The organism is Streptomyces sp. NPDC003635 (genome assembly GCF_053587635.1).
The window spans coordinates 15534-39998 of record NZ_JBSFOK010000009.1 but is presented as its reverse complement, the minus strand read 5'-3'; the positions used below and the strand labels follow the sequence as shown (position 1 = coordinate 39998).

23 protein-coding genes and 1 tRNA gene are annotated in these 24465 nt (G+C 71.5%); 12 read left to right on the top strand and 12 right to left on the bottom strand.

Annotated elements, in window-relative coordinates; all coding sequences use genetic code 11:
* The first annotated feature begins 1 nt into the window (after position 1).
* The 4 genes from ACWDRW_RS11380 (at position 2) to ACWDRW_RS11365 (ending at position 4840) form a co-directional block, all read left to right on the top strand.
* Positions 2 to 532: a DUF501 domain-containing protein gene (locus ACWDRW_RS11380; RefSeq protein WP_451722195.1), complete on the top strand. Its 531-nt coding sequence runs from the start codon at positions 2 to 4 to the stop codon at positions 530 to 532.
* Positions 529 to 1470, top strand: a complete 942-nt coding sequence (locus ACWDRW_RS11375; RefSeq protein WP_451722194.1) for a Ppx/GppA phosphatase family protein — start codon at positions 529 to 531, stop codon at positions 1468 to 1470. Before ACWDRW_RS11380 ends, ACWDRW_RS11375 begins: the two co-directional genes overlap by 4 nt.
* Positions 1471 to 1967: 497 nt before the next feature.
* Positions 1968 to 3356, top strand: a complete 1389-nt coding sequence (locus ACWDRW_RS11370; RefSeq protein ID WP_451722192.1) for an NAD(P)/FAD-dependent oxidoreductase — start codon at positions 1968 to 1970, stop codon at positions 3354 to 3356.
* A 191-nt stretch (positions 3357 to 3547) separates the two neighbouring features.
* Entirely contained in the window at positions 3548 to 4840 is a 1293-nt protein-coding gene (locus tag ACWDRW_RS11365; RefSeq protein ID WP_451722191.1) for a class I SAM-dependent methyltransferase, read from the top strand.
* 52 nt (positions 4841 to 4892) lie between these two features.
* On the opposite strand, the gene ACWDRW_RS11360 is transcribed toward ACWDRW_RS11365, so the two are convergent.
* Both ACWDRW_RS11360 and ACWDRW_RS11355 read right to left on the bottom strand, forming a co-directional pair.
* A complete protein-coding gene (locus tag ACWDRW_RS11360) occupies positions 4893 to 7424 on the bottom strand; it encodes an ABC transporter permease (RefSeq protein ID WP_451722189.1) in 2532 nt (843 codons plus the stop codon).
* Positions 7424 to 8194: an ABC transporter ATP-binding protein gene (locus ACWDRW_RS11355; protein WP_451722187.1), complete on the bottom strand. Its 771-nt coding sequence runs from the start codon at positions 8192 to 8194 to the stop codon at positions 7424 to 7426. Before ACWDRW_RS11355 ends, ACWDRW_RS11360 begins: the two co-directional genes overlap by 1 nt.
* A gap of 393 nt (positions 8195 to 8587) precedes the next feature.
* Between ACWDRW_RS11355 and ACWDRW_RS11350 the strand changes: the two genes are divergently transcribed.
* The 3 genes from ACWDRW_RS11350 to ACWDRW_RS11340 all read left to right on the top strand — a co-directional run bounded on the left by ACWDRW_RS11350 (position 8588) and on the right by ACWDRW_RS11340 (position 11080).
* A tRNA-Leu gene (locus tag ACWDRW_RS11350) sits at positions 8588 to 8670 on the top strand.
* Between the two features lie 169 nt (positions 8671 to 8839).
* Entirely contained in the window at positions 8840 to 10015 is a 1176-nt protein-coding gene (locus tag ACWDRW_RS11345; RefSeq protein WP_451722185.1) for a 4-hydroxybenzoate 3-monooxygenase, read from the top strand.
* A gap of 153 nt (positions 10016 to 10168) precedes the next feature.
* Positions 10169 to 11080, top strand: coding sequence for a Bax inhibitor-1/YccA family protein (locus ACWDRW_RS11340; RefSeq protein ID WP_451722183.1), 912 nt, complete (start codon positions 10169 to 10171; stop codon positions 11078 to 11080).
* Positions 11081 to 11162: 82 nt separating this feature from the next.
* Here ACWDRW_RS11340 and ACWDRW_RS11335 read toward each other — a convergent pair whose 3' ends face one another.
* Positions 11163 to 11393, bottom strand: coding sequence for a DUF4287 domain-containing protein (locus ACWDRW_RS11335; RefSeq protein ID WP_095753563.1), 231 nt, complete (start codon positions 11391 to 11393; stop codon positions 11163 to 11165).
* A 104-nt stretch (positions 11394 to 11497) separates the two neighbouring features.
* Here ACWDRW_RS11335 and ACWDRW_RS11330 point away from each other — a divergent pair, with 104 nt between their 5' ends.
* Positions 11498 to 11809, top strand: coding sequence for a hypothetical protein (locus ACWDRW_RS11330; RefSeq protein WP_451722181.1), 312 nt, complete (start codon positions 11498 to 11500; stop codon positions 11807 to 11809).
* A gap of 3 nt (positions 11810 to 11812) precedes the next feature.
* Here ACWDRW_RS11330 and ACWDRW_RS11325 read toward each other — a convergent pair whose 3' ends face one another.
* The 4 genes from ACWDRW_RS11325 to ACWDRW_RS11310 all read right to left on the bottom strand — a co-directional run bounded on the left by ACWDRW_RS11325 (position 11813) and on the right by ACWDRW_RS11310 (position 17158).
* On the bottom strand, positions 11813 to 12595 hold the full coding sequence (locus ACWDRW_RS11325) for a hypothetical protein (protein WP_451722406.1): 783 nt from the start codon (positions 12593 to 12595) through the stop codon (positions 11813 to 11815).
* A gap of 275 nt (positions 12596 to 12870) precedes the next feature.
* The gene (locus ACWDRW_RS11320) at positions 12871 to 14091 is read right to left on the bottom strand and encodes an acetyl-CoA C-acetyltransferase (RefSeq protein WP_451722179.1); all 1221 of its coding nucleotides are present in this window, start codon (positions 14089 to 14091) and stop codon (positions 12871 to 12873) included.
* A gap of 42 nt (positions 14092 to 14133) precedes the next feature.
* Positions 14134 to 15282 carry an acyltransferase family protein gene (locus tag ACWDRW_RS11315; protein ID WP_451722177.1) on the bottom strand — a complete coding sequence of 383 codons (1149 nt, stop codon included), beginning with the start codon at positions 15280 to 15282 and terminating at the stop codon, positions 14134 to 14136.
* 487 nt (positions 15283 to 15769) lie between these two features.
* Positions 15770 to 17158, bottom strand: a complete 1389-nt coding sequence (locus ACWDRW_RS11310; RefSeq protein WP_451722175.1) for a cystathionine beta-synthase — start codon at positions 17156 to 17158, stop codon at positions 15770 to 15772.
* A 161-nt stretch (positions 17159 to 17319) separates the two neighbouring features.
* On the opposite strand from ACWDRW_RS11310, the gene ACWDRW_RS11305 reads away from it, so the two are divergent.
* On the top strand, positions 17320 to 18360 hold the full coding sequence (locus ACWDRW_RS11305; protein ID WP_451722174.1) for an SGNH/GDSL hydrolase family protein: 1041 nt from the start codon (positions 17320 to 17322) through the stop codon (positions 18358 to 18360).
* A gap of 41 nt (positions 18361 to 18401) precedes the next feature.
* On the opposite strand, the gene ACWDRW_RS11300 is transcribed toward ACWDRW_RS11305, so the two are convergent.
* Complete coding sequence (locus ACWDRW_RS11300) at positions 18402 to 18827, bottom strand: hypothetical protein (protein WP_451722404.1); 426 nt, start codon at positions 18825 to 18827, stop codon at positions 18402 to 18404.
* A gap of 241 nt (positions 18828 to 19068) precedes the next feature.
* Between ACWDRW_RS11300 and ACWDRW_RS11295 the strand changes: the two genes are divergently transcribed.
* The 3 genes from ACWDRW_RS11295 (at position 19069) to ACWDRW_RS11285 (ending at position 22106) form a co-directional block, all read left to right on the top strand.
* Positions 19069 to 20577: an aromatic amino acid ammonia-lyase gene (locus ACWDRW_RS11295; RefSeq protein WP_451722173.1), complete on the top strand. Its 1509-nt coding sequence runs from the start codon at positions 19069 to 19071 to the stop codon at positions 20575 to 20577.
* Positions 20574 to 21428, top strand: a complete 855-nt coding sequence (locus ACWDRW_RS11290) for a MurR/RpiR family transcriptional regulator (RefSeq protein ID WP_451722172.1) — start codon at positions 20574 to 20576, stop codon at positions 21426 to 21428. The genes ACWDRW_RS11295 and ACWDRW_RS11290 overlap by 4 nt, the downstream gene beginning before the upstream one ends.
* A gap of 93 nt (positions 21429 to 21521) precedes the next feature.
* Positions 21522 to 22106, top strand: a complete 585-nt coding sequence (locus ACWDRW_RS11285; protein WP_451722170.1) for a hypothetical protein — start codon at positions 21522 to 21524, stop codon at positions 22104 to 22106.
* A gap of 10 nt (positions 22107 to 22116) precedes the next feature.
* On the opposite strand, the gene ACWDRW_RS11280 is transcribed toward ACWDRW_RS11285, so the two are convergent.
* The 4 genes from ACWDRW_RS11280 to ACWDRW_RS11265 are packed head-to-tail and all read right to left on the bottom strand — an operon-like array spanning position 22117 to position 24442.
* Entirely contained in the window at positions 22117 to 22491 is a 375-nt protein-coding gene (locus tag ACWDRW_RS11280; RefSeq protein WP_451722169.1) for a hypothetical protein, read from the bottom strand.
* Between the two features lie 13 nt (positions 22492 to 22504).
* The gene (locus ACWDRW_RS11275) at positions 22505 to 22990 is read right to left on the bottom strand and encodes a roadblock/LC7 domain-containing protein (RefSeq protein ID WP_451722168.1); all 486 of its coding nucleotides are present in this window, start codon (positions 22988 to 22990) and stop codon (positions 22505 to 22507) included.
* A 28-nt stretch (positions 22991 to 23018) separates the two neighbouring features.
* Positions 23019 to 24050 (bottom strand): transcriptional regulator, encoded by a 1032-nt coding sequence (locus tag ACWDRW_RS11270; protein ID WP_451722167.1) that lies wholly within the window; start codon positions 24048 to 24050, stop codon positions 23019 to 23021.
* Positions 24047 to 24442 (bottom strand): hypothetical protein, encoded by a 396-nt coding sequence (locus ACWDRW_RS11265; RefSeq protein ID WP_451722165.1) that lies wholly within the window; start codon positions 24440 to 24442, stop codon positions 24047 to 24049. The genes ACWDRW_RS11270 and ACWDRW_RS11265 overlap by 4 nt, the downstream gene beginning before the upstream one ends.
* Between the last annotated feature and the right edge of the window lie 23 nt (positions 24443 to 24465).

The following is a 24465-nucleotide window of genomic DNA, read 5'->3' as shown; positions in this document are numbered from 1 at the left end:
TATGGAAACGCCCCCGCCCACCACTTCCCGCACCGAGCCGACCGACGCGGACGTCGAGGCCTTCAAGCAGCAGCTCGGGCGGCCGCCGCGCGGGCTGCGCGCCATCGCGCACCGGTGCCCGTGCGGACAGCCGGACGTGGTGGAGACGGCGCCCCGGCTGCCGGACGGCACGCCGTTCCCGACGCTGTACTACCTGACGTGCCCGAAGGCCAACTCGGCGATCGGCACGCTGGAGGCGAACGGCGTGATGAAGGAGATGACCGCGCGCCTGGCGACCGACCCGGAGCTGGCCGCGGCCTATCGCGCCGCCCACGAGGACTACATCCGCCGCCGCGACGAGATCGAGGAGCTCACGGGCTTCCCGAGCGCGGGCGGCATGCCGGACCGCGTGAAGTGCCTGCACGTCCTGGTCGCGCACTCGCTGGCCGCCGGGCCCGGGGTGAACCCGCTCGGGGACGAGGCGCTCGCGATGCTGCCGGAGTGGTGGCGCAAGGGCTCGTGCGTGACGCCGGTTCAGGAGGAGGCCAAGTGACCCGAGTCGCCGCCATCGACTGCGGTACGAACTCCATCCGGCTCCTCGTCGCCGACACCGACCCGGTCACGGGCGAACTCGTCGACCTGGACCGCCGTATGACCATCGTCCGGCTCGGGCAGGGGGTCGACCGGACCGGGCGGCTCGCCCCGGAGGCGCTGGAGCGGACCTTCGCCGCCTGCCGGGAGTACGCGGAGGTCATCAAGGAGCACGGCGCCGAGCGCCTGCGGTTCGTGGCCACCTCCGCCTCCCGGGACGCCGAGAACCGGGACGACTTCGTGCGCGGGGTCATGGACATCCTGGGCGTCGAGCCGGAGGTGATCAGCGGGGACCAGGAGGCCGAGTTCTCCTTCACCGGGGCCACCAGGGAGCTCGCCGAGCACGACCATGTCCCGGGGCCCTACCTCGTCGTGGACATCGGCGGGGGGTCCACCGAGTTCGTCGTCGGCGCGCAGCACGTACGGGCCGCCCGGTCCGTCGACGTCGGATGCGTGCGGATGACCGAGCGGCACCTCGTGCGGGACGGCGCCGTCTCCGATCCGCCCACCGAGGAGCAGATCGCCGCCATGCGCGCCGACATCGAGGCCGCCCTCGACCTCGCCGAGCGGACCGTGCCGCTGCGCGAGGCGCACACGCTGGTGGGGCTCGCCGGGTCCGTCACCACCGTGTCCGCCATCGCCCAGGAGCTGCCCGAGTACGACTCGGCCCGCATCCACCACTCCCGGGTCTCCCGCGACCGTGTCCGCGAGATCACCGAGTGGCTGCTGCGGTCCACCCACGCCGAGCGGGCGGCCGTACCGTCGATGCACCCGGGTCGGGTCGACGTCATCGCGGCCGGCTCCCTCGTCCTGCTGGCGATCATGGAGCGGATCGGTGCCGAGGAGGTCGTCGTCAGCGAGCACGACATCCTCGACGGCATCGCCTGGTCGGTGGCGTAGCTCCCCCGGGGCTCTCAAGGCGCTCTCCCGGCGCTCTCCCAGCCCTCCCTTGCCACCCGTTGTTACTCACCGGTAGCCTCGGTTGAGCAGGTCATGTCGCCGTCTGAGCATGGTTTGAGTGGCTCTCGAGGGTCCCTGGGCGACACTTCGTCGGGAAACTTCGTGAAGTTCTTCACAAGGAATTCGGCTCGGTTGGGGTGCGGAAGGGGTCGGGTTGGCCCTTCCGGGGCCCCAACGGCCCCTTGAACACGTTCAGAAGGGGTGGCCAAGGGTCCCGGGAGGGGAAGGCGCGCGGGGGTGTTTCGGAGGGCTCACCGTGGCCCCGGATGCCCAGAGAGGCAGCTCACGCGGCATTGACAACGGTCTCCCCTACACCGCGGTTCCGGGTCGACGCCATGACCTGGGTCACGCAGGTCGCGGAGGATAGCACACCCCCTCCAAGAGCTTGTGAAGGGGCGCACGAGCGACCCCCCAGGGGCGGGTGGATACTCGATGGCATGAGCACCACGGAGCGTCCCAGGATCCTCGTAGTAGGCGGTGGGTACGTAGGCCTGTACGCAGCTCGGCGCATTCTCAAGAAGATGCGCTACGGAGAGGCGACCGTCACGGTCGTCGACCCCCGGTCGTACATGACCTACCAGCCCTTCCTCCCCGAAACCGCCGCCGGCAGCATCTCCCCGCGCCACGTCGTCGTCCCGCTGCGACGCGTGCTGCCCAAGGCGGAGGTCCTCACCGGCCGGGTCACCACCATCGATCAGGACCGCAAGGTCGCCACGATCGCCCCGCTGGTCGGCGAGGCGTACGAGCTGCCCTTCGACTACCTGGTCGTCGCGATGGGCGCGGTCTCCCGCACCTTCCCGATCCCCGGCCTCGCCGAGCAGGGCATCGGCATGAAGGGCATCGAGGAGGCCATCGGCCTGCGCAACCACGTCCTCGAGCAGCTCGACAAGGCCGACTCCACCACCGACGAGGAGATCCGCCGCAAGGCGCTCACCTTCGTCTTCATCGGTGGCGGCTTCGCCGGCGCCGAGACCATCGGTGAGGTCGAGGACATGGCCCGCGACGCGGCCAAGTACTACACCAGCGTCTCCCGCGAGGACATGCGGTTCATCCTCGTCGACGCCGCCGACAAGATCCTTCCCGAGGTCGGCCCCAAGCTCGGCCAGTACGGCAAGGAGCACCTGGAGGCCCGCGGGGTCGAGGTCTACCTCTCCACCTCCATGGACTCCTGCGTCGACGGACACGTGGTGCTGAAGAACGGCCTCGAGGTCGACTCCAACACCATCGTCTGGACCGCCGGTGTGAAGCCGAACCCGGTCCTGTCCCGCTTCGGTCTGCCGCTCGGCCCCCGCGGTCACGTCGACTGCCAGCCGACCCTCCAGGTCACGGGCACCGACTACATCTGGGCCGCGGGCGACAACGCCCAGGTTCCGGACCTGGTCGGCCGCAAGGCCGGCAACGAGAACGCCTGGTGCCCGCCGAACGCGCAGCACGCGCTGCGGCAGGCCAAGGTCCTCGGCGACAACGTGGTCTCCGGCATGCGGGGCTTCCCGCAGAAGGACTACAGCCACGCCAACAAGGGCGCCGTGGCGGGCCTCGGCCTCCACAAGGGCGTCGCGATGATCGTCATGGGCAAGATGAAGATCAAGCTCAAGGGCCGTCTCGCGTGGTACATGCACCGCGGCTACCACGGCCTGGCGATGCCGACGTGGAACCGCAAGATCCGCGTCTTCGCCGACTGGACGCTCGGCATGTTCCTCAAGCGCGAGGTCGTGGCGCTCGGTGCGCTCGAGTCGCCGCGCGAGGAGTTCTACGAGGCGGCCAAGCCCGCTCCGGCTCCCGCGGCCGCCGCGCCGAAGACCGAGGAGAAGGCCAAGGCCTCCTGACCTGACGGTCGCCGAACCATCCGAAGGGCCTCCCGCCATCCGTGGTGCGGGGGGCCCTTCGGCGTGTTCCCGGAAAGCCCCGCGGCCCTGTCACACCGCACTCTTGACGCGGATGGGGGACTGCGCCACCGCCCCGTTGGTGTTTACGTGGGTGGTGGACATTCCGGATCTCCGTCATGGAGGTGTGCGCCATGGCAGACGCCGCGCCGCGGCTGAAGGGCCTCGTCGAACAGTTGCTGGGAGCACCGCTCCCGCTGCGCGTCCGCGCCTGGGACGGATCACAGGCGGGCCCGCCCGGCGCACCGGCGCTGGTCGTCCGGAACCGCCGTGCCGTGCGCCGGCTGCTGTGGCGGCCGGGCGAACTCGGGCTCGCCCGCGCCTGGGTGGCGGGCGACCTGGACGTCGAGGGGGATCTCTACACCGTCCTCGACCTGCTCTCCGGACTGGTCTGGGAGCGCGGCGAGGACGCCCGCTCGCTCGGCGAGACGCTGCGCGACCCCGAGGCGCGCTCGGCGATCGCGGGGCTGTTCAGGATGGCCGGGCCGCCGCTGCCGCCGGCGCCCCCCGAGGAGGAGGTCCGCAGCCGCCGCGGCCACCTCCACACCAAGCGCACCGACCGCCGCGCCATCAGCCACCACTACGACGTCGGCAACGACTTCTACGAGATCGTCCTCGGCCCGTCCATGGTGTACTCCTGCGCCTACTGGGAGGCCCCGGACAGCACCCTGGAAGCGGCCCAGCGCGACAAGCTCGACCTGGTCTGCCGCAAACTCGGCCTGGAACCCGGCATGCGGCTGCTCGACGTCGGCTGCGGCTGGGGCTCCATGGCGATCCACGCGGCCCGGGACCACGGCGCGAACGTCATCGGCATCACCCTCTCCCAGGAGCAGGCGGCCTACGCCCGCAAGCGCGCCGCCGACGAGGGCCTGACCGACCGGATCGAGATCCGTGTCCAGGACTACCGGGACGTCACGGACGGGCCCTACGACGCCATTTCCTCCATCGGCATGGCCGAACACGTCGGCGCCGAGCGGTATCTGGAGTACGCCGAGGACCTCCACCGGCTGCTGGCGCCCGGCGGGCGGCTCCTCAACCACCAGATCGCCCGGCGCCCGCAGCGCGACGAGTCGTCGTACACCGTCGACGAGTTCATCGACGCCTACGTCTTCCCCGACGGCGAGCTCCAGCCCGTCGGCGTCACCGTCGACCGGCTGGAGCGCGCCGGGTTCGAGGTGCGGGACGTGGAGTCGATCCGGGAGCACTACGCCCTCACCCTGCGCCACTGGGTGGCTCGTCTGGAAGCGGGCTGGGACCGGGCGGCAGCGCTCACCGGCCCCGGCCGCGCCCGGGTGTGGCGCCTGTACATGGCGGCCTCGGCGTTGGCCTTCGAGCGCAACCGCATCGGCGTGAACCAGGTGCTGGCGGTCCGCACTCCCGACTCGGGCGCCTCCAGGATGCCGCTGCGCGCCCGGACCTGGGGCTGAGAAGCCGAGGGCCCCGCTCCCTCCTGGGAACGGGGCCCTTGCGCTGGTGCGTCTACTCCGCCTTGATCGCGTTGAGCATGTTCAGCCGCGCGGCGTTGCGGGCCGGCCACATCGCGGCCAGGACTCCCACCAGACCGGCCAGCCCCAGGAAGATCCCGATCCGGTCCCACGGCAGGACCAGTGCGTAGCCGGGGATCTGGTCGGCGAAGGTCTCGCCGATCGCCCAGCCGAGGAAGGAGCCGAGGCCGACGCCGACCACCGCGCCGAACACCGAGATCACCACGGCCTCCAGCCGGACCATGCGCTTGACCCGGCGCCGGTCGAGGCCGATCGCCCGCAGCATGCCGATCTCCTGCTGCCGTTCGAAGACCGACATCGCCAGGGTGTTGACGACCCCCAGCACCGCGATGATCAGGGCCATCGCCAGCAGGCCGTACATGATGTTCAGCAGGGTGTTGATGGCGCCGCCGAACTCGTTGCGGATGTCCTGGCGGTCCATGACGGTGATCGCCGGGTTGTCGCCCAACGCGTCGACGAGGACCTTCTCGTTGGCCGCCGACTGGCCGCCGTCCACCTTCACGAAGATCTGCCGGATGTACGGCTTCGCCTCGTGCTCGCTCACGACCTTCCGGTCGACGAGTACGGGGGAGAGGAACTCGCTGTCCTCGTAGACGGCGCCGACCGTCAAAGTGGCCGTCTTCTCGTCGGCGAAGGTGAAGCGGACCCTGTCGCCGGGCTTCCAGCCCCTGCTCTCGGCCGTCTTCTCGGCGACCGCGATCTGCCCCTTGGCGAGCGAGTCGACGTTGCCGTCGACGACGTCGACGTTCAGGACGCGCTGGATGTCGCCCGGGGTGACCGCGGAGGCGGAGACGTAGTCGTCGCCGGCCTGGAGATAGGCGTCCTGCTGCGGTGAGACCGCGGATACGCCCTTGGCCTTCTCCAGCGCCGTCAGCGCGGACTGGTCGAGGTCGCCGCCGTTGGCCATCGAGACCATGTAGTCGGCCTTGATGTTGTCCGTGGTCATCTTGTCGATGGCCGTGCCGACCGTGATGCCGAGCACCGACAGGCCGGTCACCAGCGTCAGTCCGATGGCCAGCGCGGAGGCGGTGGCGCCGGTGCGGCGGGGGTTGCGGACCGCGTTCTGCCCGGCCAGCTTGCCGGCCACCCCGAAGGGGCCGACGAGCAGCGGACGGACGAGCGCGATCACGGGCCGGGACAGCAGCGGGATCAGGATGATCACACCGACCAGCGCGAGGAACGCGCCCGCCCCGATGTACAGGCGGCCGTCGTCGCCGCCCGTCGAGGCGCCCAGCACGATCCCGGCCGCACCGAGGGCGGTGATGGCCGCGCCGATGGAGTTGCGCAGCACCAGCGACTTGGTGGTGGCCACGGCGTGGACGCTGTTCATGGCGGCCACGGGCGGGATCTTGGCGGCCCGGCGGCCGGGCAGCCAGGCGGCGAACATCGTGATCAGCACACCGACGCCGATCGCGGCGATCACCGGCGTGGCGGACACGACCAGCGGGCCGCCCGGGATCTTCATCTCGAACGCGGCCATCCCGGACCGCAGACCGACCGCGAGGCCGATGCCGAGGACGAGGCCGATCACCGAGGCGACCAGGCCCACCACCGCGGCCTCGGCGAGCACCGAGCGGGTGATCTGCTTGCGGGACGCACCCACGGCGCGCATCAGGGCGATCTCCTTCGTGCGCTGGGCGACCAGCATCGTGAAGGTGTTGGAGATCAGGAAGACCCCGACGAACAGCGCGATGCCGGCGAAGCCGAGCAGGACCTGCTTGAGGTTGCCGAGACCCCGCTCGATCTCCTCGGCCTGCTCGTCCGCGAGCGCCTGGCCGGTTCGGGCCTCGGCGGTGTCCGGCAGCAGCGGCTCGACCGCGTCCAGGATCCGCGTGTCGCTTGCGCCGGAGGCGGCGGTGACGGTGACGCTCTCGAAGTAACCCGGCTCGAGGTACTGCTTCTGGGCGACGGCGGTGTCGAACAGGACGAGGCTGCCGCCGGCGTTCACGGCGCCGTCCTCGGTGGTGAACACACCGCTGAGGGTGTACTCCTCCACCGGCCCGTTGGTCGCGACCCGGACCCGGTCGCCGACCTGGTAACGGCCCTTCTCGGCGGACTCCTCGTCCAGGGCTATCTGATCGTCCTTCACCGGGCCCGAGCCGTCGGTGAACTCGTACGCGGGATCCTCGCCGTCCCTGCCGGGGGCGAAGTTGGAGCCCTTGTTGGACCAGCCGACGCCGATCAGCTTGCCGTCGGGGTCGGCGACCCCGGCGAAGCCCTCGACACGGCCGTAGGCGCCGGCGACGCCGTCCACGGCGGAGATCCGGTCGACGGTCTCCCGCGAAAGGCCGGGCTCCTCCTCGGGGTTGTCCGGGTCGGCGTGCGAGGTGACGGCGACGGCGACGTCGTCGTAGCTCTTCGCCGACTGGTTGCGGAAGGCGTTGGAGAGGGTGTCGGCGAAGACCAGGGTGCCGGAGACGAATGCGACGCCGAGCATGACGGCGAGCACGGTCATCAGGAGCCGGGCCTTGTGCGCGAGGACGTTGCGCAGGGCGGTGCGGAACATCAGGAGGTGCGGCCCTTCGCGTCGAACTGCTTCATGAAGTCGAGGACGTTGTCGGCCGTCGGGCGGTACATCTCGTCCACGATCCGGCCGTCGGCGAGGAAGACCACCCGGTCCGCGTAGGCGGCGGCCACCGGGTCGTGGGTCACCATCACCACGGTCTGGCCCAACTCCCTCACGGAGTTGCGCAGGAAGCCCAGCACCTCGGCACCGGACCGGGAGTCGAGGTTTCCGGTGGGCTCGTCACCGAAGATGATCTCCGGCCTGGAGGCGAGGGCACGGGCGACCGCGACGCGCTGCTGCTGGCCGCCGGAGAGCTGCGAGGGGCGGTGGCCGAGCCGGCCCGACAGACCGATCATCTCGATGACCGATTCCAGCCACTGCTTGTCCGGCTTGCGGCCCGCGATGTCCATCGGGAGGGTGATGTTCTCCAGCGCGGTCAGCGTCGGCAGCAGGTTGAAGGCCTGGAAGATGAAGCCGATCTTGTCCCGGCGCAACTTGGTGAGCTGCTTGTCCTTCAGCGAGCCCAGCTCGGTGTCGCCGATGCGTACGGAGCCGGAGGAGAAGGTGTCCAGACCCGCCACGCAGTGCATCAGCGTGGACTTGCCGGAGCCGGACGGGCCCATGATCGCGGTGAACTCGGCCTGGCGGAACTCGACGGAGACCCGGTCCAGGGCGACCACCTGGGTCTCGCCCTGTCCGTAGATCTTCGACAGATCCTGGGCGCGCGCGGCCACGGAGGTGGCCCGGCCGGCGATGGATGCGGTGGTCACGAGTAGGCGCTCCTCGGCAGACGACGGAAGTGTTCGGGGGATGTCATCCATCGTCGTGGCCGCCGGTGTCCGTGTAGTCAGCCGCTGTTCCGGTTCCGAAGGCAGACTCGGGTCGGACCGGCCGTGCTCGTGTCATACCTGGGGATGACGGCGGCCCCTGAGAACCACTGTGTCGAGAACAGGTGGAGCGTCCTTGTTCAAGCGGTGAAATTCCGTCATTCCACATGCGTGGCCGGGCGCCCCGCGCAAGGCTATTGGCAAGTGCGGATGGCTCGTTCCGTGGGCTGATGCACCCTCAGACGTCAATAAAATAAGACAACATCGGGCCGTCCTTCCGCTGTTCGGGGGATGTATCCCGATAGGCTCGGAACCTCGACGCGGAGCCCATGGCCTGCCCGGATGGTGGAATGCAGACACGGCGAGCTTAAACCTCGCTGCCCCTCGCGGGCGTACCGGTTCAAGTCCGGTTCCGGGCACCTCCGACACCTGCACCGTCCATTGAAGACTTCACCGCAGAGCCGTTGACAGCGCGCGGACGCGGTCGGAAACTCATGGGCGAAAGTCAGTGAAACAAACTTCACTGCGCGAACAGCCGCACGCGAACGGCGACACGCACGCGAACAGAGATGAGAGAGAGGCTGCTCGATGCGCACCACCGTCGGCATCATCGGAGCCGGCCCCGCCGGGCTCCTCCTCGCCCGGCTGCTGCACCGCGCCGGGATCGACTCGGTCGTCCTGGAGAGCCGGGACCGCGCCTACGTCGAGCAGCGGCAGCGGGCCGGGATCCTCGAACAGGGGACGGTCGACGTCCTGCGCGCGGCCGGGGCCGGCGAGCGCATGGGCCGTGAGGGTCTGCGCCACGACGGCATAGAGCTGCGCTACGACCGCACCCGCCACCGCGTCGACTTCCCCGCCCTCACCGACGGCCGGTCGGTGACCGTCTACGCCCAGACCGAGGTCTGCAAGGACCTCATCGCCCTGCAGCTCAAGGAGGGTGGCCCGCTGCTGTTCGAGGCGGAGGCCCTGGCGGTGGAGGACGCCGGCACCGACCGCCCGCGCGTCCGCTTCCGGCACGAGGGCCGCGAGTCCCTGCTGGAGTGCGACTACGTGGTCGGCTGCGACGGCTTCTGGGGAGTGGCCCGCAGGGCGGTCCCCGCGGATCTCGTCCGGGTCTTCGAGCGGACGTACCCCTTCGCCTGGCTCGGCATCCTGGCCGACGTGCCCCCGTCCCACGACGAGCTGGTCTACGCCCGCCACGACCGGGGCTTCGCCCTGCTCTCCATGCGCTCCCCCGCCGTCTCCCGCCTCTACCTCCAGGTGCCCGACGGCACCGACGCCGAGGACTGGCCGGACGAGGAGATCTGGGCCGAGCTGGAGCGCCGCTTCGAGACGGCCGACGACTGGCGCCTCGCACGCGGCCCGATCACCCAGAAGTCGGTCACCCCGATGCGCTCCTACGTCCACGAGCCCATGCGGTACGGCCGCCTCTTCCTCGCCGGTGACGCGGCGCACATCGTGCCGCCGACCGGGGCCAAGGGGCTGAACCTGGCCGTGGGGGACGTCGTGACCTTCGCGCGGGCGCTGACGCACGAGAAGGAGACCGGCTCGCCGGAGCTGCTCGACGCCTACTCCGCGACCTGCCTGCGGCGGGTGTGGCAGGCCGAGCGGTTCTCCTACGACATGACGACCCTGCTGCACCGGGCCCCCGACGCGACCCCCTTCGAGGACCGCCTCCAGCTCGCCCGGCTCGCGCGGATCGCCTCCTCGCGGGCCGCCGAGACCGATCTGGCCGAGGCGTACACGGGGTTCCCGTTCGGTTAAGAGTGAGCGGTGGTGGTGGCGGGAATCACCCGGTCGCGTAGCGTGTTGGGCAGCATGGTGAGGGAAAGATCCTCCGCAGGTAGTAGGGTCAATCCTTTGCCTTTCCATTACTCTTGAGGCCAAGGTCGCGTAGGGCGGCCATGGAGGAGTGAAATGAGGAGCAGCAACCCGGTCTTCTCGCGACGGGGGTTCAGCCGCGACAACGGCTACGCGGGCTTCAACGCCCAGCCGCAGGCCGGGGGCGCCGCTGTGGGCACGCAGGGCAACCCGTACGCCCAGCCGCAGGGTGGTAACCCGTACGCCCAGAACCCGTACGCGCAGAACCCTTACGCCCAGCAGGACCTGCAGCACGGCGCGCCGCCGCAGGCCCCGGTCACCACCGGCCGGATGACGATGGACGACGTCGTCCTGCGCACCGGCACGACCCTCGGCACCCTGATCGTCACCGCGGCGCTCGCCTGGGCGCTGCTGCCGGTCGACGACGCCAACATCAGCAAGTCCTACGGCATCGCCATCGGCGCCGGCCTGATCGGCATGGTCCTGGCGCTGGTGCAGTCCTTCAAGCGCAAGGCTTCGCCCGCGCTGATCCTGACGTACGCCGCGTTCGAGGGTGTCTTCCTCGGTGTGGTCTCCAGCGTCGTCGACAACCGCATCGCGGACGGCGCGGCCATGCAGGCCGTGCTCGGCACGATGGGTGTCTTCCTCAGCGTGCTGATCGCCTACAAGGCGGGCTGGATCCGCGTCAACCGCCGCTTCGTCGGCTTCGTGATGGCGGCCGCTCTCGGCTTCATCATGCTGATGGCGGTCAACCTGCTGTTCGCGGTGTTCGGCGGCGGCGACGGCCTCGGCTTCCGCAGCGGCCCGCTCGGCATCCTCATGGGTGTCGTCGGCATCCTGCTCGGCGCGGCCTTCCTGGCCTTGGACTTCAAGCAGGTCGAGGACGGCATCGCCTACGGTGCCCCGCGCGAGGAGGCCTGGCTCGCCGCCTTCGGCCTCACGCTGACGCTGGTGTGGATCTACATGGAGTTCCTGAGGCTCATCTCGATCCTCAACAGCAGTGACTGATCAACGGTTTCGGCCGGTCTGACTCGGCCGTTCCGAAGGGCCCCGGGCTTCCTGCCCGGGGCCCTTCGCCGTCTGTGCGCGCCTAGAGGAATTTGCGCGCCGCCCTCCTCAGGTCGTACTCGTGGACGATCGCCTTCGCGTGGCCGTACGCGAGGTCGTATTCGTGGCGAAGCCAGCTGACCTTCTCTTCGAAGCGGAAGAGGGCCGGACCCTCTTCCACGGTGCGCAGCCAGTCGGAGACTTCACGACCGGTGCAGTGGGGGATGCGGGCGAGCATGTTGCGGTGGGTCTCCTCGGAGAGGACGTGGGACATCGGCGCCTCCGGACGCAAAGGGGATGTAAGCCGGTCCTTCAGGTCACGGTGCCTGAGCGTTCGCGTATTGGCAACAGTCCCGGTGCTGCGCGTACGGTTGCGGCGTGGTGGATACGACGCGTCTGACGCAGGCTGTGGATCACTTCGCCGACCGGTTGAGGGCGGCCCCGCAATCCCGACTGCAACGGGGGGCCGCGGCCGAGGCGCTGGGTCTGGCCAGGGAGTTGTCCCGGCGGGCGCAGCTGCTCGAGGACGCCTCGCGGGAGCCTCGGGAGATGCCGGACGCGGGGATGTTCGCCGCCGCCGATCAAATCACCGTCGCCGTGCACGACTTGGGCCTCGTCCTGACGGACGAGGCCCAAGTGGAGGAAGCGGTGAAACTGGTGGCGGCGGCCCAGAAGCGCGCCGGAGTGTGACTGCTACAGGCTCGCTATGACCCGGTCCGCCAGGATGTACACGTTCTCCTCGCCACAGGCGAAGGTCAGGGTGTACGCGCCCGAGATGCCCGAGCCGCCGAGCAGGAACGGGGTCTCGCCCGTGCGGAGGGCCTCGGCGAGGCGTTCCGCCGTTTCGCGGTGGCCCGGGGTCATGCACAGGGTCGTGCCGTCGGCGAAGACGTAGACGTCGAGGGTGCCGAGGGGGCCCGGGCGGACGTCGGTGAGTTCGGTGGCCGAGGCGGCCAGCTCCTCCAGGGCGGCGACCGTACGCTCATGGTCGTTCACCACCGGCGACTGCACCGGTACGAAGTCCGGATGCGAGGGGTGCCGACGGCGGGCCGCGGCCAGCTCGGGGGACTCCCCGGCGAACTCGTCGGCGTCCGCGGTCGGCTCGGTGACCGGCTCCAGGGGCTCCAGGCCCACGAAATCGGCCTGCCGGGGCAGGTACAGCTCGCTGTCGCTCAGGCCCAGCAGGGTCGGGGCGTCGGAGGCGTCGCGGGCCTCCTGGGCGGCCCAGAACGCGCGCGCCTCCGCCAGCTCCCGCTCACGCTCCTCCGCCAGGGCCTCGGCCACGGCGGCGCGTATCTCGTCGGTGTCGGCGGCCGGACGGGCGGCGGGCACCAGACCCCGGGCCGCGGCCGCGTTGTTCGCGGCGAGCTCGGTGTGCAGGGCCGCGACCTGTCGGCGCAACACCATGAGGGTGCGCAGGACGGCGACGCCCACGGCGCCGGTGGCGGCCGTGGTGAGCAGCAGGGCGATGGGCATGGCGCTCACTGACGTACTCCCGGTTCAAAGTCGACCCCCGACTTCCTACATCAGCTTGAAGGGAGGACTAACCAGCTGTCAGTGCGTAACGTCACGAACCGGACAGGACTTTGGGTCTGGCAGGGCCGGGTGAAACGCGTCTGACCTGCGAAAATCCCTCGGCAGAGGGAGATAGGTCACATCCTGGGGGAGATTGGATCACAAAAAGGCCCGGAACCTTGGCGGTTGCCGGGTTCCGGGCCTATGGGTCACTCAGGGTCGTGCGCCGAACACGCTCAGCTCAGACGCTCGATGACCATCGCCATGCCCTGGCCGCCACCCACGCACATGGTCTCCAGACCGAACTGCTTGTCGTGGAACTGCAGGGAGTTGATGAGCGTGCCGGTGATGCGGGCGCCCGTCATGCCGAAGGGGTGGCCGACCGCGATGGCGCCGCCGTTGACGTTCAGCTTGTCGAGGTCGATGCCCAGATCGCGGTAGGACGGGATCACCTGCGCGGCGAACGCCTCGTTGATCTCGACCAGGTCGATGTCGTCGATCGTCAGTCCGGCGCGGCGCAGCGCCTGCTGGGACGCCTCCACCGGACCGAGGCCCATGATCTCGGGGGAGAGGCCGGAGACGCCGGTCGAGACGATCCGGGCGAGCGGGGTCAGGCCCAGCTCGCGGGCCTTGGTGTCGCTCATGACGACGACCGCGGCGGCACCGTCGTTCAGCGGGCAGCAGTTGGCCGCGGTGACCAGGCCGTCCGGGCGGAAGACCGGCTTCAGGCCCTGCACGCCCTCCAGCGTGACGCCGGCGCGCGGACCGTCGTCCTTGCTGACGACCGTGCCGTCGGGCAGGGTCACCGGGGTGATCTCACGCTCCCAGAAGCCGTTCTTGATGGCTTCCTCGGCGAGGTTCTGCGAGCGGACGCCGAACTCGTCCATGTCCTGCCGGGTCACGCCCTTCCAGCGGGCGAGGTTCTCGGCGGTCTGGCCCATCGCGATGTAGGCGTCCGGGACGAGGCCGTCCTCGCGCGGGTCGTGCCACGTCGTGCCCTCCTGCGTGGCGACCTCGGCGGTGCGGGCCTCGGCCTCGGCGAAGAGCGGGTTGTGCGTGTCCGGCAGGGAGTCGGAGTTGCCCTTGGTGAAACGGGAGACCATCTCGACACCGGCCGAGATGAAGACGTCGCCCTCGCCGGCCTTGATGGCGTGCAGGGCCATGCGGCTGGTCTGCAGGGACGAGGAGCAGTACCGGGTGATCGTGCAGCCGGGCAGGTGGTCCATGCCCATCTGCACGGCCACGATCCGGCCGAGGTTGTTGCCTTGCTCGCCGCCGGGCAGACCGCAGCCGAGCATCAGGTCGTCGATGTCGCGCGGGTCCAGCTCGGGGACCTTGGCGAGGGCGGCCTGGATGATCGTGGCGGTGAGGTCGTCCGGGCGCAGGTCCTTGAGGGAGCCCTTGAAAGCGCGGCCGATGGGGGAGCGGGCGGTCGAGACGATCACGGCTTCGGGCATCACGGCTCCAGACGACGACGGGAGAGGGGCGTACGGGGGAAGTTACCTGTACGTAAGGCTTCGGTCACCGCTATCCGGGTGTGATGCCGACCTCTTTTCCAAGCGCTTGCTTAGGGGCGGCTCGGGGGTGTCGGCCGTCTTCGGCTCGGCGGGGGCCGGTGCGGTGGCGAACAGCCAGTCCACCGGCGGCTTGGTCAGCGGTTGGACCAGGCGGCGCACCCAGGGCGTACCGAGTACCACCGCGAGCAGCACCCCGCACGCCATCAGGCCGAGCAGCTCCGCGTGGGTGTCCGCGCGGGCGATGTGGCCGCGCTCGCGCAGCGGCAGGATGATCAGCGGGTGCAGCAGGTAGATGGTGAAGCCGCCCGAGCCGAGCGCGGAGATCAGCGGCAGCCGCCGTCTCGGTATCAGACGCAGCAGGCAGAGCACCAGGCCGACGGCCGAGCCGAGCACCGCCAGCCGGACCAGCCAGGCGCCCTCCATGCCCAGCGGGGTGTCGGCCCGGTAGGCGTGGCGCATCGACAGCCAGGTGCCCTGCACGTCGTCGTGCCGGAACCACCCGACGGCGAACGAGGCGAGCACCCCCGCCACGGCGACCGGCAGACTCCACCGGCTCTCGAACCACTCCCGGAGCGCGCCCTGGCCGAGGCGCCATCCGAGGTAGAACAGCGGCAGGTAGACGAGGGTCCGGCTGGCCGAGAACAGCATGCCGAACTCCTCCACGTACCCGACCGCCAGCGCGACGGCCGTGGTGACCGGCAGCGGATGGCGCAGCTGGACCACCAGGGGCAGCAGCAGCCGCCAGAAGAAGAGCGACATCAGGAACCACAGCGTCCACGGCAGCTGGGTGATGTGCAGCGTGAAGCGGCCGCCGAGCGCGTACACCTCCAGCGAGTACAGCAGGCTGAAGATCAGGGCCGGCAGGGCGATCGAGTGCAGCAGTGTCCTCAGCTGACGCGCGCCCAGCGGGCCGCCGCTGCTGAACACCCCGGCAAGGATCACGAAGAGCGGGACCCGGAACGCCCAGGTGCCGACGTGATAGGCCGCGAGCGGGTCGTGGCGGGTCATCAGGCTGCCCACGGTGTGCAGGACCACGATCAGCGCCGCCGACACGAACCGGGCGTTGTCCCACCAGGGGTCACGGGTCCGGCTCTGGCCGGTGGATCTCGGAAGCGGCAGCGGCTTTTCCATCGCGGGGGCGTGCTCCTGACAGCAGCATGACAGCGAATGCACACCCTTGCCCAAGGCGGGGGTGATCCGGTTACGCCACCCCGCTCGGACGGTGAACGGTGCGTGTACGGACAGCGCATCTCGGGGAGGGGGACCTCCTCGTGCCGCGGGGGCCGCTGAGAGAGGTGTGCGCGGGGACCGCCGCACCCCCGTTGCCGGGGGGCGGGACGACGGCGGTCCCCGCGAGGGACGCGGGCCGGGTCAGGACCGGGCTTCGCGTCCGTGGCGTCCATGGAGGTCCGGGAGCCGCTCCGGAGGTCCTTGGACGTTCGGCGCCGGCCGGGGCGGGGAGCCGCTCCCGCCCTGCCGACACCCCCTAATGTGCCGGACCCGTGTTAAGCGGGTGCTGCGCGGACGTGACACGCTCGTACCACTTCCGCGAAGCGACGAAGGCTGCTGATCACCGCAAGTTCGCCGCCGACACGGGCCGTTCACCGGAGGTTCGCCGCTACTTACCGCCCTTGGCGAGGAACGCCAGCAGGTCCTGACGGCCGATCACCCCGGTGGGCTTGCCCTCGACCAGGACGATCGCCGCGTCCGCCGTACCGAGCACGGACATCAGGTCGCCGACGGGTTCGCCGGAGCCGACCTGCGGCAGCGGGGCCGACATGTGCTTCTCCAGCGGGTCCTCCAGCGAGGCCCGCTTGGTGAACAGGGCGTCGAGCAGCTCCCGTTCGACGACGGACCCGACGACCTCCGCCGCCATCACGTCCGGGTGGCCGGCGCCGGGCTTGACGATCGGCATCTGCGAGACGCCGTACTCGCGCAGGACCTCGATGGCCTGGCCGACGGTCTCGTCGGGGTGCATGTGGACGAGGGACGGGATGGCGCCGTGCTCCTTGTCGCTGAGCACGTCGGCCACGCGGGCGCTCGGGCCCTCGTCCTCCAGGAAGCCGTAGTCGGCCATCCACTCGTCGTTGAAGATCTTGCTGAGGTAGCCGCGGCCGCTGTCCGGCAGCAGGACGACGACCACGTCGTCCTCCTCCAGGCGCTCGGCGACCCGCAGCGCGGCGACGACGGCCATGCCGCAGGAGCCGCCCACCAGCAGGCCCTCCTCCTTGGCCAGCCGGCGGGTCATCTGGAAGGAGTCCTTGTCGGAGACCGGGACGATCTCGTCGGCGACCGTCCGGTCGTAGGCGGTCGGCCAGAAGTCCTCACCGACGCCCTCGACCAGGTACGGCCGCCCGGACCCGCCCGAGTACACCGAGCCCTCCGGGTCGGCGCCGACGACCTTGACCCTGCCGTCGCTGACGTCCTTCAGATAGCGGCCGGTGCCCGAGATGGTGCCGCCGGTGCCCACGCCCGCCACGAAGTGGGTGATCCGCCCCTCCGTCTGCTCCCACAGCTCGGGGCCGGTGGAGTGGTAGTGGGAGGCCGGGTTGTTGGGGTTGGAGTACTGGTCGGGCTTCCAGGCGCCCGGCGTCTCGCGGACCAGGCGGTCGGAGACGTTGTAGTAGGAGTCCGGGTGCTCCGGGTCCACGGCGGTGGGGCAGACGACGACCTCGGCGCCGTAGGCGCGCAGGACGTTGATCTTGTCGGTGCTCACCTTGTCGGGGCACACGAAGATGCACTTGTAGCCCTTCTGCTGGGCCACGATGGCGAGACCGACCCCGGTGTTGCCGCTGGTCGGTTCGACGATGGTGCCACCGGGCTTGAGCGCGCCGCTCTCCTCCGCGGCCTCGATCATGCGCAGGGCGATGCGGTCCTTCACGGAACCGCCGGGGTTGAAGTACTCCACCTTGGCCAGGACGGTCGCCTTGATGCCCTTGGTCACGCTGTTGAGCCTCACCAGCGGGGTGTTGCCGACGAGGCTGATCATCGAGTCGTGGAAATGCACCGTTGTCTCCGGATGCTTGCAAAAGATGTGGTCGTTAGTGGTTCCGCCAGCCTATGGCCTGGGCGAGGGCCATGACGGTCGTTCACTCGCCGTTGGGATTGGGCCACGGTCCGTGCGGGGCAAGCAGTGGATGTACGGGTTCGAGGAGGTGGCGGCTAGGCATGACGAGCATGTCGAGGGCGAGGGTGGCCCGGCGGATCGCGGCCGGTGCCGCGTACGGCGGCGGCGGGATCGGTCTGGCCGGCGCGGCCGTGGTGGGTCTGGTGCTGGCGGAGGTCCAGCTGGCCAAGCGCGTCGTGGGCAACGGCACGGCCCCGCACGCGCCGAGCGCGCAGGGCCGGTACGGCCTGGGCTACACGAAGGTGGGCGAGCCTCCGTTGCGTCTGCTGCTGCTGGGCGACTCAACGGCGGCGGGCCAGGGGGTACGGCGGTCCGGACAGACGCCGGGCGCGCTGCTGGCGTCAGGGCTCGCGGCGGTGGCGGAGCGCCCGGTGGAACTGCGCAACGTCGCCCTGCCGGGCGCCTGCTCCGACGACCTGGAACGCCAGGTGTCCGAGGCCCTGGCCGACTCCGGCCAGGTGCCCGACGTCTGCGTGATCATGATCGGCGCCAACGACGTCACGCACCGGATGCCCGCGACGCGCTCGGTGCGCTACCTCTCCACGGCGGTACGACGGCTGCGCACGGCCGGCGCCGAGGTGGTGGTCGGCACCTGCCCCGACCTCGGCACCATCGAGCCCGTCCAGCAGCCCCTGCGCTGGCTGGCCCGGCGCGCCTCCCGTCAGCTCGCGGCCGCCCAGACGATCGGCGTGGTCGAACAGGGCGGTCGTACGGTGTCGCTGGGTGATCTGCTGGGCCCGGAGTTCGCGGCGAACCCGCGCGAGATGTTCGGAGCGGACAGCTACCACCCCTCGGCGGAGGGCTACGCGACGGCCGCCATGGCCGTCCTCCCCACGGTCTGCGCGGCCCTCGGCCTGTGGCCCGCGGAGGAGGAGCGCCCCGACGCCTCCCGCCGCGAGGGCTTCCTGCCGGTGGCCCGGGCCGCCGCGGAGGCGGCAAAAGAGGCCGGTACGGAGGTCACGGCGGCGATGCCGACCGGGCCTCGGGGCCCGTGGGCCCTGCTCAAGCGCAGGCGTCGGCGGCGGGTCGCGGAACCCCAGCTCAGCCCGGATCCGGCGGATCCGAGCCGGTCGGGGGTGTGAGGTCCCGGCGCCGGGCAGCCGTCGGGGCCCGATGCTGCCGGTCAGTCCTCCCAGTCCGAGTCCTTCCGGGCCTTGCGGCCTCGGCGGAACAGGTCCGGGTTGATGCGGACAGCCTGGACGACGTTGACGCCGACGATGCCTGCCCAGGCGACGAACAGGCCGGACAGGCCGGCGACACCGCCGCCGATGCCGGACAGCGGGATGGCCAGGACCAGCGAGACCAGGCCGAAGCCGAAGCGCTCGCCCCAGCTGTCCGTCGGCTGCGGCGACCGGGCGCCCCGGGCCACCACCATCTGCTGCTCGGCGAGCTGGCGGCGCACCCGGCGCTCGACCGCCCCGTCGATCCGCTGGTCGACCTTCTCCAGGAACGAGTCGACCAGCGCGGACTCGTACTCCTCGCCGAGATCCCTGCGGGCGTGCAGAGTCGCGTTGAGTTCCTTCTTCAGCTCGGTGTCCCGCGCGTCCATTCCGGTCATGGCACCCACGGTAGAAAGCTCGAGCGCCGGTCGCACTGGGGTTAGCCCCCCTGTTCGGCCGGGGGTCCCCCGGGCGTCTGACTGGATCATGAGGTGTCCCTTGCCCGGCCTGTATAGCGTCATGCAGAGTTCTTGTTGTCTGAATAGATTGCCGATGCCTCGGCGTTGATCCGAGGTAACGGATGGCCGGTGGGCAAGATTGGGTGTCCGGGTTGAGGGGAGTTTGGGCTTGATGTCGTCTCGGATCGTGGACGGGCCTCCGGTCATGGACGTCGGCTCGGTGCTCCTCGACGGCCGTGAACTCTCCGTCGCGGACGTGGTGCGCCTCGCCGACGGGGCCGCTCGGCCGGTGCCGGAGGACGCGGCGATGAAGCGGGCCACCCGCTCCTGGGACGCCGCCCGGCAGATCGCCGCCACGGGACGCGTCTACGGCCGCTCCACCGGCGTCGGTGCCAACCGGAACGAGGACGTGCCCACCGAGGCCGCCGCCGGACACGGCCTGCGGCTGTTGCGGAGCCACGCCGGGGGCATCGGGGAGGAACTGCCCGCCCGGCAGGTGCGCGCCATGCTCGCCGTACGGGCCAACCAGCTGCTGGCCGGGGGCGCCGGGCTGCGGCCCACCGTCGTCACCGCCCTGTGCGAGGCCCTGGAGAGCGGGGCCTTCCCGGTCGTCAACGAGTTCGGCTCGGTCGGCACCGGCGACCTCGCCGCCCTCGCCCAGGTCGGACTCGCGCTCGCCGGAGAGCATCCCTGGCGCGGAGCCGGCGCCCCCGAGCCGCAGCCGCTGGACAACAACGACGCGCTCGCCCTGATAAGCAGCAACGCCCTCACCCTCGGCCAGGCCGCCCTCGCCCTGCACGAACTGCGCGGCCTCATCGCCGCCACGCAGGTCGTCGCCGCGCTGTCGCTCCTCGCCGTCGACGGCTCGCACGAGCCCTACGCGGCGCCCGTGCACGAGGCCCGCCCGCATCGCGGGACCGCCGAAGTCGCCCGGCGCATGCGGGAGTTGATCGGCGCGGCCGACCGGCCCACGCCCCCGCTCGGGCGGATCCAGGACCCGTACGGCTTCCGCTGTCTGCCCCAGATCCACGGGCCCGCGCACGACGCGGCGGACGCCCTGGAGGCGGTGCTTGCGGTGGAGATCAACGCGGCCGCCGAGAACCCCCTCATCGCCGTCGACGACCTGGCCGCCTACCACCACGGCGGGTTCTACCAAGCCCAACTGGCCCTCGCGCTGGACCACTTCAGGCTCGCCGTCACCCAGGTGGCGCGGCTGTCCACATCCCGTCTGTCCACCCTCAACGAGCCCGCCTACACCCGCCTGAAGCCCTTCCTCGCCGACCAGGAGCCCGCCTCGTCCGGGGTGATGATCCTGGAGTACTCCGCCGCGGCCGCCCTCGGTGACCTGCGCGCCTTCTCGGCTCCCGCCTCCCTCGGCCACGCTGTACTCTCCCGGGGCGTCGAGGAACAGGCCAGCTTCGCCTCGCTCGCCGCCCGGCAGACGCTGCGCGCGTGCGGCGCGTACCGTCTCGTCGTGGGCTGCGAACTCGTCGCCGCCGTACGGGCGCTGCGCCAGCGCGACCTCAGGCCCGAGCCGGGGCTCCCGGCGGGGCGCGCGCTGGAACTGGCCGAAGCGGTGCTCGACGAGGACCAGGCCGACCGGCCGCTCACGGACGACGTGAGCGCGGCGGCCCGGCTGCTCGACCGGTTCACGGAGATCTGGAGGGGGAGCGCGGCATGAGCGCGGACAGGAACACGGTGGACACCCCGGCGGCACGGCTGCAGGCGCTCTTCGAGGGCCACCGGCTGACCCCGACCCAGCGGCGCATCGCGCACAGCATGGTCCGGCGGGCCGCCGACGTGCCCTTCCTCTCCAGCGTCGAACTCGCGGAACTGGCGGGCGTCAGCCAGCCGTCCGTGACGCGCTTCGCCGTCGCCCTCGGCTTCGACGGCTACCCGGCCCTGCGCAAGCACCTGCGCGAGGTCGCGCCCGCCGAGCCGGTGGCCGCCGCGGGCACCTACAACGAGTACCAGCAGGCCGTGGAGGCCGAGATCGAGAACCTGCGGCACCTGGCCGAACTGCTCGCCGACCCGCGCCCGGTGCAGCGGGCGGGCCGGCTGCTGGCCGCCTCCCGGCCGCTGCCGGTGCTCGGACTGCGCGCGGCGGCCTCCCAGGCGTACGGCTTCGCCTACTTCGCCGCCAAGGTCCACCCGGACGTCCGGCTGCTGCACGAGGGCGGCACGATGGTCCACGACCGGATCGACGCCTGCGTCCGCGCGGGCGCCACGGCGCTGCTCTGCTTCGCGCTGCCCCGGCATCCGCGCGAGGTGCTGGACACCCTCGGCTACGCCAAGGAGGCCGGCCTCACCGTGGTCACGGTCGCCGACTCCGCCTTCGCGCCGGTCGCCAAGGCCTCAGACCTGCTGCTCCCGGCCGCCGTCGGCACCGGGCTGGCCTTCGACACCGCCTGCGCGCCGATGCTGCTCGGCCGGGTGCTGCTGGAGGCGATGTGCGACGACCTGCCGGACGCCCAGGCGCGGCTGGAGGAGTTCGACACGCGGGCCGCGGCGCGGGGGCTGTTCGTGGAGTGATTCCTCAGGCTCGTTTCACACAACTGCGCTAATCTCCCCGCCACTGCGAGTCCGGAATTCGGCTCCGGACTCCGGGACGACGAGGAGGCGGACGTGGCACGCGGAGGTCAGGGACTGGCTCGGGTGGCCGTCGTCGTACGGGCCGGGGCGGCACCGATGTGGTGGCTCGGGGTGTTCGCGGCCGGGATCGGCGTACTGGTGCCCGGCCTGACGGGGCGCCGGATCGGCGTGCTGGCGGGGGCGGCGCTGTTCATCGTCACGACGGCGGTCGTGGCGTACCGGGGGCGCCGGCGGTACGTCGCCCTCATGGGCGGAGCGGCCCGCGCGAGCAAGCACGACGTGCTCCAGGACCGGGCGGTCACCGTGCGCAACTGGCGCCGGGGGCACCGCTGGTGGCTGCTGCTCGCCTTCGCCGCCGCGCTCGGCAGCGCGTTCGCCGCGCCCGCCGCGGGCGGCATGCTGCTCGCCGGGGCGGGCGCCGGGCTGTGGTTGAAGTCCGGCTGGATCGGACGGCGCGAACGCGCCGGGGACGCGCTGCTGTGGGTGCGCGTGGACTGGCTCTCGGCAGGCGGCGGACGGCCGGCCGGGAAGGCGGTCAAGGCCTTCCGCGGCACCGGGATCGCGGCGGGCGACGCGGCCCCGGGCGGGGCGCGCCGCCGCGCCGACGTGCTGGTCTAGCCCCGGTCGGTCAGACCTCCAGGTCCTGCTCGATCTTCCTCAACTGGTGCCTGGCCATGGCCAGGTTGGCGCGCTTGGCGTCGAGCACGAGGTACATGAACAGTCCGTTGCCGCCGCGCCCGCCGATCAGCCGGATCAGGTGAAACTGGTCGGACAGGGTGATCAGGATGTCCTCGATCTCGCCCTTGAGACCGAGGTGTTCCATCGTGCGCATCTTGGCGCGCACGACGTCGGTGTTGCCGGCGGCGGCGACGCCCAGGTCGAAGCTCTTGCCGCCGCCCAGGGTGCCCAGGGCCATGCCGCTGGTGTAGTCGACGAGCGCGACTCCGGTCGCGCCCTCGATCGAGGTCAGCGCCTCTTTCAGCGAGGTCTCGGTGTTGGCCATCGGTGGTTTCCTCTCAACTCTCGGTGTTCGTACTGGGGTTGGTCGTGGCCGCGGTGCGCTGGGCGCGCGGGGTCCTGGTCCGCACGACGGCGGGGGACTTGACCTGCGCGCGGGCCTTGCCGTCGTCCGTCGCCCCGTCGACCAGCTCCCCGATCCGGGTGGCCGCCCGGCGGCCCTCCAGATGGAGGCGGCCGACGCTGACGTCGTCCCGGGCGAGCAGGGTCAGCACGGCACCCTGTCCCGCGGCGTACGTCGCCACATAGCCGTCCCGGCCGCGCACGAGTAGCTCGCGCAGCTCACCGCGGCCGGTGACGTCCGTCAGCCGGACCGCGACGCCCAGCGCGGCGGCAGTGAGCGCGGCCACGCCTTCCGGCTCCACGCCGGGGGTGTCCTCGGCGACGACCAGGCCGTCGACGCTGGCCGCGAGGGAGCCGGTCAGCTGGGGGATGCGGGCTCTGAGCCGGTGGAGCTCGTCGAGAATCGGCGCCTCGGCGGCCATCAGGTTTCTCCTCTGTCGGTCCTGTCGGTCAAAGGGCCTCCAGCGCATCCCGGACTCTCTTCAGCAGGGCGACGTCGGGGTCGTCGGGCGCGAGCCGCTCCGTGGGGGCGGGCCGGTTCGGGGACCAGGGTGGGGGCTCGGGCCGGGTGGACGGCGGGACCGGGGGCCGGGCGCGGCTCGGGAGTCCGGCCCGGGTCGGGCCCGGGTCCAGGTCCCGCCCGGAGTGCTCGGGGTGCTCCGGGTTCGGGTGTCCGTCCGGATCCCCGGGCCAGGCGGCCGGGTCCCCCCTCAGGGGGTCGGGGCCGGCGGGCGTGGGGTCGGGGCCGTGCTCCGGAGCACGCGGGGCCAGGACTCCCGCCGCCGCGAGGCGCCGTATGTCCACCAGGGTGTGGAAGGCCGGGCGGCCCAGGGCCCGCGCTATGTCCGTCGCCGTGCGGACGCCGTCCAGCAGGGCGACGACCGCGCGCTGCCGGGCGGTGAGCACCGGGAGCCGGGGTGGGTCGGCGCGGGCCAGGGGCGCGCTGTCGGTGCCGGGGTCGGGCCAGATGCGGTCCAGCAGGTCGCGGCGGCGCAGTGTCTCGCGCTCCACCGCGGCCACCGGCACCGGGTGCACGGGCCCGAGCCAGTGCCCGGTGCCGTAGCGGAAGCGGCCGGGGGTGCTGCTGGGCGCGAGCGCGAAGTAGGCGGCGTCGTAGAGGGCGCCGAGGTGGCACAGCTCCAGGGTGCCGGAGGCGAGGCGGCCGCTGTCGACGAGGAGGCGGGCGGCGCCCAGCCGGTCGTCGGCCCGTTCGACGGCGTCCTGCCAGGCGGCGGTGGAGAGGGTGCCGTGCGCGGTGAGCAGGACGTCCAGGCCGGGGGCTGCCGGGCTCTCGGCGTGCACCACGCGGCCCTCGGCCAGGTACAGCGCGCCCCGCTCGCGCTGGAGCACGCCGGTGGCCCGCTCGGCGGCGAGCCGGCTCAGCATCGGCGACAGACCGCGCGTCACCCGCTCCCCGGCCGTGCTCCGGTCGCGCACCGGCAGTCGCGGCAGTCCGGCCGGGGTGGCCCGCAGCGCGGTCATCCCAGCACCAGCCGTCCGGCCAGCTCGCCGAGCCGGATCCGGGCCAGCGCGAGATTGCCCTCCTCGCGGCCCAGCCACAGATGCAGGAACACGCTGCTGTCGAACGACGTCCACACGAAGCGCAGCACGTGATAGCTGTCCCGGTTGCTGAGGATCAGGTCCTCGACCGGCAGCTCCTCCGCGCCGACGCCCTCGTCGCCGGGCGCGAACGCCCGGTGCTCCGCGGCCAGCCGGGCCAGCTCCGCGGCCTCCGCCGCGCTCGCCTCCGGATCGCCGCCCGGGGACTCGCCGACCGTGCCCAGGGCCAGCCCGCTGGTCCAGTCGACCAGCGCGGCGCCCCTGGCTCCGGGCAGCCGCATGGCCTCCAGCAGACACTCGTCGATTCCGGGCACCGTGCTTCCCCTCCCGCCTCGGG

What these genes read in the sequence shown, in the direction of transcription:
- ACWDRW_RS11315 (WP_451722177.1), bottom strand. Translation starts at nt 15,282, where the DNA reads ATGGAAAAGCCGCTGCCGCTTCCGAGATCCACCGGCCAGAGCCGGACC.
- ACWDRW_RS11270 (WP_451722167.1), bottom strand. Translation starts at nt 24,050, where the DNA reads ATGACCGCGCTGCGGGCCACCCCGGCCGGACTGCCGCGACTGCCGGTG.
- ACWDRW_RS11295 (WP_451722173.1), top strand. Translation starts at nt 19,069, where the DNA reads ATGTCGTCTCGGATCGTGGACGGGCCTCCGGTCATGGACGTCGGCTCG.
- ACWDRW_RS11345 (WP_451722185.1), top strand. Translation starts at nt 8,840, where the DNA reads ATGCGCACCACCGTCGGCATCATCGGAGCCGGCCCCGCCGGGCTCCTC.
- ACWDRW_RS11335 (WP_095753563.1), bottom strand. Translation starts at nt 11,393, where the DNA reads ATGTCCCACGTCCTCTCCGAGGAGACCCACCGCAACATGCTCGCCCGC.
- ACWDRW_RS11305 (WP_451722174.1), top strand. Translation starts at nt 17,320, where the DNA reads ATGACGAGCATGTCGAGGGCGAGGGTGGCCCGGCGGATCGCGGCCGGT.
- ACWDRW_RS11360 (WP_451722189.1), bottom strand. Translation starts at nt 7,424, where the DNA reads ATGTTCCGCACCGCCCTGCGCAACGTCCTCGCGCACAAGGCCCGGCTC.
- ACWDRW_RS11280 (WP_451722169.1), bottom strand. Translation starts at nt 22,491, where the DNA reads ATGGCCAACACCGAGACCTCGCTGAAAGAGGCGCTGACCTCGATCGAG.
- ACWDRW_RS11365 (WP_451722191.1), top strand. Translation starts at nt 3,548, where the DNA reads ATGGCAGACGCCGCGCCGCGGCTGAAGGGCCTCGTCGAACAGTTGCTG.
- ACWDRW_RS11275 (WP_451722168.1), bottom strand. Translation starts at nt 22,990, where the DNA reads ATGGCCGCCGAGGCGCCGATTCTCGACGAGCTCCACCGGCTCAGAGCC.
- ACWDRW_RS11300 (WP_451722404.1), bottom strand. Translation starts at nt 18,827, where the DNA reads ATGGACGCGCGGGACACCGAGCTGAAGAAGGAACTCAACGCGACTCTG.
- ACWDRW_RS11340 (WP_451722183.1), top strand. Translation starts at nt 10,169, where the DNA reads ATGAGGAGCAGCAACCCGGTCTTCTCGCGACGGGGGTTCAGCCGCGAC.
- ACWDRW_RS11290 (WP_451722172.1), top strand. Translation starts at nt 20,574, where the DNA reads ATGAGCGCGGACAGGAACACGGTGGACACCCCGGCGGCACGGCTGCAG.
- ACWDRW_RS11320 (WP_451722179.1), bottom strand. Translation starts at nt 14,091, where the DNA reads ATGCCCGAAGCCGTGATCGTCTCGACCGCCCGCTCCCCCATCGGCCGC.
- ACWDRW_RS11370 (WP_451722192.1), top strand. Translation starts at nt 1,968, where the DNA reads ATGAGCACCACGGAGCGTCCCAGGATCCTCGTAGTAGGCGGTGGGTAC.
- ACWDRW_RS11380 (WP_451722195.1), top strand. Translation starts at nt 2, where the DNA reads ATGGAAACGCCCCCGCCCACCACTTCCCGCACCGAGCCGACCGACGCG.
- ACWDRW_RS11325 (WP_451722406.1), bottom strand. Translation starts at nt 12,595, where the DNA reads ATGCCCATCGCCCTGCTGCTCACCACGGCCGCCACCGGCGCCGTGGGC.